Origin of the sequence: Hydrocoleum sp. CS-953, from assembly GCF_002260545.1 — a bacterium.
In the GTDB taxonomy this organism is placed as follows: domain Bacteria; phylum Cyanobacteriota; class Cyanobacteriia; order Cyanobacteriales; family Microcoleaceae; genus Trichodesmium.
Map to the genome: position 1 here is coordinate 1 of NZ_LGSU01001298.1, position 9,438 is coordinate 9,438.

5 protein-coding genes and 1 pseudogene are annotated in these 9,438 nt (G+C 36.4%); all 6 read left to right on the forward strand.

The window, feature by feature from the left end; genetic code table 11:
* Nucleotides 1–3: 3 nt before the first annotated feature.
* On the forward strand, nucleotides 4–428 hold a 425-nt coding region (locus AFK68_RS42370; RefSeq protein WP_256386636.1), incomplete at its 3' end, for an efflux RND transporter permease subunit.
* A gap of 1 nt (nucleotide 429) precedes the next feature.
* A pseudogene (locus AFK68_RS42375) lies at nucleotides 430–780 on the forward strand (efflux RND transporter permease subunit); the annotation flags it as partial.
* 1,580 nt (nucleotides 781–2,360) lie between these two features.
* Nucleotides 2,361–3,509: efflux RND transporter permease subunit (locus tag AFK68_RS23375; protein ID WP_143438171.1), on the forward strand; the 1,149-nt coding region annotated here is incomplete at its 3' end.
* A gap of 8 nt (nucleotides 3,510–3,517) precedes the next feature.
* On the forward strand, nucleotides 3,518–5,427 hold a 1,910-nt coding region (locus AFK68_RS23380), incomplete at its 3' end, for an efflux RND transporter permease subunit (RefSeq protein ID WP_371357519.1).
* Nucleotides 5,428–6,717: 1,290 nt separating this feature from the next.
* Nucleotides 6,718–7,149 (forward strand): Uma2 family endonuclease, encoded by a 432-nt coding sequence (locus AFK68_RS23385; RefSeq protein ID WP_371357518.1) that lies wholly within the window; start codon nucleotides 6,718–6,720, stop codon nucleotides 7,147–7,149.
* A 1,047-nt stretch (nucleotides 7,150–8,196) separates the two neighbouring features.
* Nucleotides 8,197–9,252, forward strand: a complete 1,056-nt coding sequence (locus tag AFK68_RS23390; protein ID WP_094675529.1) for a glucokinase — start codon at nucleotides 8,197–8,199, stop codon at nucleotides 9,250–9,252.
* Nucleotides 9,253–9,438: the final 186 nt, after the last annotated feature.

Here is a 9,438-nt window from a genome sequence, read left to right on the forward strand (position 1 = left end):
GTTATTAGAAGACGTAATGGGAGACGAGTAAACTTAATTCAAGGTTTTATTGCTGCTGGGGTGTTACCTTCTGAAGTTTTGAACGGGTGGCAACAACGGTTAAATGATTCCAACTTTGAGTTACCCTCTGGGTATTGGTTGGAAGTTGCTGGAGAGTCGGAACAACAAGGTAATACTGAAGCAAATTTGTTTTCTACACTGCCTCTTGTATTTTTGTTAGCAACTTCAATTTTAGTTTTATCCTTAAATTCCTTCCGAGCAACTGCCATTATTGGCGGAGTCGCCATTTGTGCTATTGGTTTAGGATTTTTCAGTTTATGGTTATTTGGTTATCCCTTCGGTTTTATGAGTCTCATCGGCACATTTGGTTTAGTGGGAGTTGCCATTAATGACTCAGTAGTAGTTTTAGCTGCCATTCTGGAAGACTCNGGTTTTATGAGTCTCATCGGCACATTTGGTTTAGTGGGAGTTGCCATTAATGACTCAGTAGTAGTTTTAGCTGCCATTCTGGAAGACTCCGAAGCATCCATAGGCAACCGTCGAGCTATGCGTCAAGTCGTCATGGGTTCCACTCGTCATGTAGTTGCCACAACCTTAACCACAATGATCGGGTTTGTTCCTTTGTTGGTACAAGGTGGTAGTTTTTGGCCTCCTTTGGCGGTGGCGATCGCTGGTGGTGTTGGTGGTTCGACTCTTGTTGCTCTCTATTTGGTTCCCTGTTGTTATTTACTTCTGGCGAATTTTGGTAGAAGTAATCAAGGAGTAGGATCAAAAGTGTAGGAAATGTGGGAAGTTTCTCGAAGTAGCGGGAGCAAGATGCTCCCACTTTTCCCTAGACCAAGATAATTTACTCAGGACTTACGCAAAACATGAAAATATACACCACCTGTAGGGGTTAACGGCCGTTAACCCCTACTAGATATAGTGGCTATGCGTAAGTNGACTTACGCAAAACATGAAAATATACACCACCTGTAGGGGTTAACGGCCGTTAACCCCTACTAGATATAGTGGCTATGCGTAAGTCCTGTTACTATAGAATTTATAGCAATCCTTTGTTGCATGAAAGTAGCGATAGAATATCTGCTAGGCACATGAAACGCGGAGCAACTGTGGCAGCTATATCGCTCTCTTTTCCGAGATTGATATTTTATAGCGCTACGCGAAGCGTGAATAGGGAACAGGGAACACTTAACTAGGAACAGAAGATTGTAAAAGGGTTTTCCTACGGAATGCTGCGCAAACAGGATTTAACAATGTCCTAACCTATTTGCGTAGTGCTATATTCATCTATTGGACAATAGTTGATGTTTCATTCATNGTGGCAGCTATATCGCTCTCTTTTCCGAGATTGATATTTTATAGCGCTACGCGAAGCGTGAATAGGGAACAGGGAACACTTAACTAGGAACAGAAGATTGTAAAAGGGTTTTCCTACGGAATGCTGCGCAAACAGGATTTAACAATGTCCTAACCTATTTGCGTAGTGCTATATTCATCTATTGGACAATAGTTGATGTTTCATTCATCTGTTGGACAATAGACATCTCCAAAAATAAAAGATGAAATCAATTCAAGATATGAAATCAACAATTTCATTCCCTATTCCCTATTCCCTATTCCCTATTCCCTGACTTCTGCAAGAAGTCTAATAGTTACAGCAGTTTCCACGCATTATGAAGTACATATACGGAGCAAGTGTGGCAGCTATATATTTTCATGCAACAAAGCCGCAATCTATTATTAGACATCTGCAAAAATAAAAAATAAAATCAATTCTTATCCATAAATTATCAATTATTTCTTCTTGTTCCCTGTTAAGAGTTACCTGTTGCCTCTTTTCTGGAGAGGTCTATTGTAATATTTTTAGGACTTACGCAAAGAAATCCGGTTTCTACGATAAATTGTTGTTTTGAGCAATAGATTTCTACGAGAAACCGGGGAAAGGGGGGTTAACCTGCGTAAGTCCTAATTTTATTGCAGGGGTTTGTTATCCCAACCCCTACATTTTTCTATTGCGATATCCGCAATAAAAACAAATGTGACAAAACTAAGTCAAAATTCTCATTGCTATAAAATATAAACCTGATAGATTGTTTTAAGAGTCGAAAGATAACTATTAACTATTAACTCTTAACTGATAACTGATAACTGAAATGGCAACTTTATTTTATCAAAACTTGCGATTATTAATACTAACCATACTAATAATTTTAGTCTGGGGAATATCATCTTTTTTAACATTGCCACGACTTGAAGACCCAGAATTAACCTCCCGCTTTGCAGTCATCACAACTTTTTCGTCAGGAGCTGATGCGGAACAAGTAGAAACATTAATCACAGAAAAAATNATAACTGAAATGGCAACTTTATTTTATCAAAACTTGCGATTATTAATACTAACCATACTAATAATTTTAGTCTGGGGAATATCATCTTTTTTAACATTGCCACGACTTGAAGACCCAGAATTAACCTCCCGCTTTGCAGTCATCACAACTTTTTCGTCAGGAGCTGATGCGGAACAAGTAGAAACATTAATCACAGAAAAAATAGAAGAACAACTATTTGAAATAGAAGAAATTAAAACTACAAATTCAACTTCTAAAGTAGGAAATTCAACTATTAGTATTGAATTATTAGATTCAGTTAAAAAAGCAAACGTGGACACAGTTTGGTTAAAAATTAGAGAGCAATTAAATCAAGTTGCTCCCCAATTACCTGCTGGTACAAGTCAGCCACGATTAGAAGAACTTGAAGCTAGAGCTTATACTATGATTACTGCTTTAATTTGGTCACAAGATACAAAACCAAATTATGCAATTATTACCCGTTTATCTAAATCATTAAAAGATAAATTATTAGCATTACCAGGAACAGAAAAAGTTGCCAAAATTGGTAATCCTCAAGAAGAAGTATTAGTAGAAATTGATGCCGCTAAATTAGCTAGTCTTGGTCTCACCGCTCAACAATTATCAGCACAAATTCAACAAAGTGATGCTAAAGTTTCTTCTGGTCTATTTCGCGGTAAAAATAATGATTTACTCCTAGAAGTTGATTCAGATTTAGATTCCCTATATCGGATTCAGAATATTCCAATTAGCTTTAGTAACCAAGGAGAATTTACTAGACTTGGAGACATTGCTGAAGTAAGAAAAACAATTGCTGAACCACCAAATGAACTTGCATTAATTAATGGTTATCCTGGTTCTGCTTTAGCTGTATTTGTTAAATCAGATTATCAAATAGACCTCTGGGCAAAATCAGCAGAAGCAACTATAGAAAAATTCCGGCAAGAGCTTGGTCAAGGTCTGAAACTTGAGATAATTTTTAATCAAAATAATTATATTCAAGCTCGTTTCAACAGTCTGATGTTAAACCTGTTCGTGACTGGAATACTGGTATTTGGAATTACATTACTTTTAATGGGTTGGAAATCTGCAACTGTTGTAAGTTTAGCATTACCCTTATCAAGTTGTATGGTTTTAGGGATGATGAAACTTCTGAATNTCAAGGTCTGAAACTTGAGATAATTTTTAATCAAAATAATTATATTCAAGCTCGTTTCAACAGTCTGATGTTAAACCTGTTCGTGACTGGAATACTGGTATTTGGAATTACATTACTTTTAATGGGTTGGAAATCTGCAACTGTTGTAAGTTTAGCATTACCCTTATCAAGTTGTATGGTTTTAGGGATGATGAAACTTCTGAATGTTTCTGTAAATCAAACCTCAATAATTGGATTAATTGTAGCTTTAGGATTATTGATTGATACAGCAATTATTGTTGTTGATAGAATTACTAAAAATATGGTTTCTGGATTGAGCGCTGAAACTGCTATTAATGATGCTGTTAATCATTTATTCCTGCCATTAACAGCATCAACTTTAACTACAGCTCTAGCATTTTTACCAATTGTTTTAATGTCTGGTCCTGGTGGAGAATTTGCTGGTGGGATTGGCATTAGTGTAATTTTAGCTGTTATTTCTTCTTTAATATTTTCTCTAACCATAGGTTCTGGTTTGGCAGGTAGACTATATCATATTTATCATTATTATTCGCATCATATTCAACAAAAATGGTGGCAAACCGGGTTTGCAAATTCTTCTTTAACTAAACTTTATAAAGTCAGTGTACGAAGTGTATTTAGCAGTCCATGGTTAGGAATATTCTTAAGTTTAATTTTACCGATAACTGGTTTCATTCAAGTCAGAACTCTCCCTCGACAATTCTTTCCTCCAGCAGAAAGAAACCAACTACAAATAGAATTAGAACTACCTGGTCTAACCTCCATTAAAAAAACAAAAAATACGGCTATAAAAGTCAGAAACCTAATGTTAAAACATCCAGAAATTGAAGAAATACAGTGGTTTTTAGGACGTAGTTCCCCTCGGTATTTCTACAACTTAGCATCAGGTAGACAAGACCCAAATTATGCTCAAGGAATTTTACAGTTAAATTTAATTGCTAAACCAGAATTTGTTAATTTACTCCAAGCAGAAGTTGATACTAAATTTCCTGACGCTCAAGTTTTGATTCGACAATTAGAACAAGGACCTCCCTTTGATGCACCAGTAGAAATGAGAATTTATGGTCCTAACTTAAATCGTCTACAAGAATTAGGACAACAAGCAAGAAGTATCTTAGTTCAAGTTCCTAACGTAATTCACACCCGCGACACTTTAAGTGAAATTAGACCCCAACTAAAACTACAAGTGAATGAGGAAGAAGTTCGTTTAGCTGGGTTAGATCATGCTAGTTTGTCACAGCAGTTACAAAGCTTGTTGGAGGGAAATTTAGGAGGTTCAATTGTTGAAGATACTGAAGAATTACCAGTGCGGGTGCGAGTGTCGAATGCTCAACGGGGAGACCTTAGCAAAATTACATCTCTAGACTTACAACCTACTAACTCCAGTCTAAATCAAAACCGATTTAGTGCAACTGATACAATACCTCTATCAGCTTTAGCAAAAGTAGAATTAAAGCCAGAATTTTCTCTTGTTAAAAGACGTAATGGTAGACGGGTAAATTTGATTCAAGGTTTTGTTGCTGCTGGGGTGTTACCTTCTGCAGTTTTGCAGGAGTGGCAACAAAAGTTAAATGATTCAAACTTTGAGTTACCATCCGGGTATTGGTTGGAAATTGCTGGAGAGTCAGAAAAACAAGGTGAAACTGAAGCAAATTTGTTTTCCACAGCACCTCTAGTATTTTTGTTAGCAGTTTCTATTTTAGTTTTATCTTTAAATTCTTTCCGAGCAACTGCCATTATTGGCGGAGTCGCCATTTGTGCTATTGGTTTAGGATTTTTTAGTTTATGGTTATTTGGTTATCCCTTTGGTTTTATGAGTCTCATCGGCACATTTGGTTTAGTGGGAGTTGCCATTAATGACTCAGTAGTAGTTTTAGCTGCCATTCTGGAAGACTCNTTTGGCGGTAGCGATCGCTGGTGGTGTTGGTGGTTCGACTCTTGTTGCTCTCTATTTGGTTCCCTGTGCTTACTTACTTTTAGTGAATTTTGGTAGAAGTAATAAGGAGTAAGGTTAGAAATGTGTGGAAGCAGGGATCGAAAACTATTTTTGGAGTTTCCATATCTTCTGAATGCTTACATTGTTATACCAATTTCCATGCATTAACGCTATACTTGGATAAAACTTCAGTTATTAAGTAATTAAATTAAGGTAATTACTTTTTTGTTAGTTTCAGCACTATGAGTGCATTAATTATTCTTGTTTTTACTTCTCCCGTACGGACGCCCTTATGCAACGTCCCTACACTCCCCCACTTCCCTACTCTGAAATAGATAAAGTTTTTGAGAAATGGTATTAGAGGCTTTGTTGTATGAAAGTATATAGCTGCCGCACTTGCTTGTGCATATGTACTTCATAACGCGCGGAAACTACTGTAACTATTGTCCAATAGATTAATAAAACATCAACATGAGACCGAAAAAGGCTGAAACTTTTACCTGTAAAGCTTTTGAGGTTTAATCAGCCCACCCTAACTATTGGACAATAGATGAAGAGAACATCAATAATCGCGAAATATAGCGCTCGCGTTTGCGTAGCATGACCTAGGAAAGCGGAACGGATGTTCTATCCCGAATCATAATCCGGTTATATAGTATATGTTTATAGTTCTATAATTACTTCAAGCCTTCAATCTCCCCATCTCCCCATCTCCCCCAACTATATAATAAGTATTCAACCGGATTTGATATCAGCCCACCCTAACTATTGGACAATAGATGAAGAGAACATCAATAATCGCGAAATATAGCGCTCGCGTTTGCGTAGCATTCCGTTTAAACAAGCGTTATTATTGGCAATAGAGATGGGTTGAAAACTAAAATTTGGAGATGAAGCTATGGGAATATTATCGGAAATTTCTGCAATTAATGATGTGAAATTGTTAGAGGTAATTGTTTCTCAAATCCCCCATATTTCCTCAACAGATAAATTCCGAAAACTATACACTGAATAAGTTAACGATTGGGTTCATATTCCGCACCCTAAATCATCTATTGCTACTTGGAAATAATTTTCAGCAAACCCTAATTAATCAAATTTATGCCCAATTATTAAACAAAAAAACGGGTTGATTACCCTGATTATTTTGTTTTCAAATTAAGACATTAATCAACCCGGTTTCTGCACAAATATTATAACTGTTATAATAGTAAATTACTACATATTTGTAAATCTTAAAAGAGGTGATTATGGTTGTAGAATTACAAAAACGACTGTTTAATGTCAAAGAATATCATCAAATGGTTAAAGTAGGTATTCTTAAAGAGGATGACCGAGTAGAATTAATAGCAGGAGAAATTGTAAAAATGGCATCTATTGGTATTTATCATGCTGGTTGTGTGAGGCGTTTAAATGGAATTTTTAATAAACTATTATCTGGAAAAGCGATAGTTGATACTCAGAATCTGATAGACTTAAATGATGATAGTGAACCACAACCAGATTTAGTTTTGCTGCAATGGCGTGATGATTATGATGCTGGAAAACATCCACAACCAGAAAATATATTTTTATTAATAGAGGTAGCAGATTCAACTATTAAATATGACCGGGAAGTGAAAATACCTTTGTATGCTGAGAATGGAATTTTTGAAGTTTGGTTGATAGATATTGATCAATAATTAGTAGAAGTTTACCGGGAAATTGTGGGGAATAGTTATCAGCATAAACAGCAATTTTTTCGGGGCGATTGCTTAACTATTCAAGCTTTTGATGATGTGAGTTTAACTGTTGATGAAATATTGGGGATGGGAAACTAATACTATTTTTATGATTTTTCTAGAAAACTAGAAACCGGGTTTCTTTGCGTAAGTCCTATTATATTTAGATGGATGCCGATACATACTTAAATATGTCTCCAACAAACCCGGTTTCTTAATAACACCCTCGCGATTATTTCATAGCTTGGTTCACCAACACTTGCAAAAAGAATGTTAGGAATAATAAGGACTATAAAAGTAAGCATTCAGCATTCAGCATTCAGCATTCAGCTATTGTTTCTGATGTACTCTAAAAGCTTTATTAATGGTACTTCATTTTCAGGAGGAAAAGTCGCTTTTTTGCATTTCATGTGCGCAGCAAAACATTCCGTTTGCAAAACATTCCGTTTGCAAAGCATTCCGTTTGCAAAGCATTCCGAAGGTAAGGTAAGGTAAGGTAAGGAAAAGAAAAGAAAAGTCAGTTTGCTGAAAGCTAATAGCTGAATGCTTACCTATAAAAAGACTTTACATAGAGATATCTTTTTGACTAATAAGATAAATAATACACTAAAGGGAAAAAAAGACTGCCAAAGGGTTTCAGGACTGATAAATTTCAAATACCTTAATACATATAGCAATCCTCCGCATATTCGTGGCAAAAATCTTACTGCTTTTTAGGCAAGAGGCACTATTGCTACAGCTCATCTGGTAAGAGTTTCAAATTTTTTATTTACTTTTTAATTTATCACAACCTATGCACGGATTTCTATAGCACTATAAATTCTTATCTTTCTAATAAGACCAAATTAACTATGTGACTAAACACGATATAGTAATAAAAATTGGCATTGCTAAAATTTGGGGAAAATATCAGGAACGGGCAAGATGCCCATTCCACAAAACTATTAAAATCATCCCACATTTATGCAATGGGTAAAAATTAAACAGTTGCTCAGGAGGATATAGTCTATGACATTGTTACTAGCTGGTGATATTGGCGGTACTAAAACAATACTACAACTCGTAGAAGCAAAACGAGAAGAATCAAAAGCTGCGGTGGAACTACGAAATCTCTATGAAAATCGTTACTCTAGTCACGATTTTCCAGATTTAGTACCTATAGTAAATAAGTTTCTGGAAGAAGCGACTGAGAAGTTAGGAGAGAAACAACAACCAGAAAAAGCTTGTTTTGCGATTGCTGGACCAATTGTCAATAATACAGTTAAACTAACTAATCTCCCTTGGATGCTGGATGCAAAGCTGATGGAAAAGGAGTTAGACATATCTCATATTAGTTTGATTAATGATTTTGAAGCAGTGGGTTATGGAATTTTGGGTTTAACTCCTGATGATTTGGAGACTTTACAACCAGGGGAACCTCAAGCTGATGCTCCCATAGCTGTACTTGGTGCCGGTACAGGATTAGGAGAATGTTTTTTGATTCGGGGAGCAGGTTCAATTAGAGTTTATCCCACAGAAGGAGGTCATGCTGATTTTGCCCCACGGTCCGAGTTAGAATTTCATCTATTACAATACTTATTGAAAAAGCATAATATCGACCGAGTTTCTGTGGAAAGAGTAGTTTCGGGAATGGGAATTGTCGCAGTTTATCAGTTTCTACGCGATCGCCAATCTGCCACGGAGTCTCCAGAAATAGGTGATGTAGTCAGACAGTGGGAAAAAGAAATTGGCTCAACTGAGATTACTGTAGATCCAGGGGCGGTTATTGGGAAAGCTGCTTTAGAAAAGAGCGATCGCTTGTGTGAGCAAACTTTGGAAATGTTTGTAGAAGCTTATGGAGCGGAAGCGGGAAATTTAGCACTGAAACTTTTACCTTATGGTGGTGTGTATGTAGCAGGAGGTATTGCTGGTAAAATTATGCCACTGATGAAATCAGGGAGTTTTATGGAGGCTTTTAACCGTAAGGGGCGAATGAGACCGTTATTAGAAAAAGTGCCTGTTCATATTGTATTAAATCCTCAAGTGGGATTAATTGGTGCAGCAATTCGTGCTTCTAATTTATAGAACCCCTGAAGGGATCTATTTAAAAACAGAGGAGAGAGATGGGGAGATGGGGAGATGGGCTGTATTAGATATCTCCCACTCATCCAATCCTCAAATCAATTCTCACTCATTTTTTATCACTTACTTCTCCACCAGGACCTATTTTCTGGAGATACTGTTAGGGCTTCTATAGAGAAGGTAAGGAAG

Bases quoted from the DNA above. Each gene is read 5' to 3' on its own strand.
- AFK68_RS23385 (WP_371357518.1), top strand. From the start codon at position 6,718: ATGGTTGTAGAATTACAAAAACGACTGTTTAATGTCAAAGAATATCAT.
- AFK68_RS23390 (WP_094675529.1), top strand. From the start codon at position 8,197: ATGACATTGTTACTAGCTGGTGATATTGGCGGTACTAAAACAATACTA.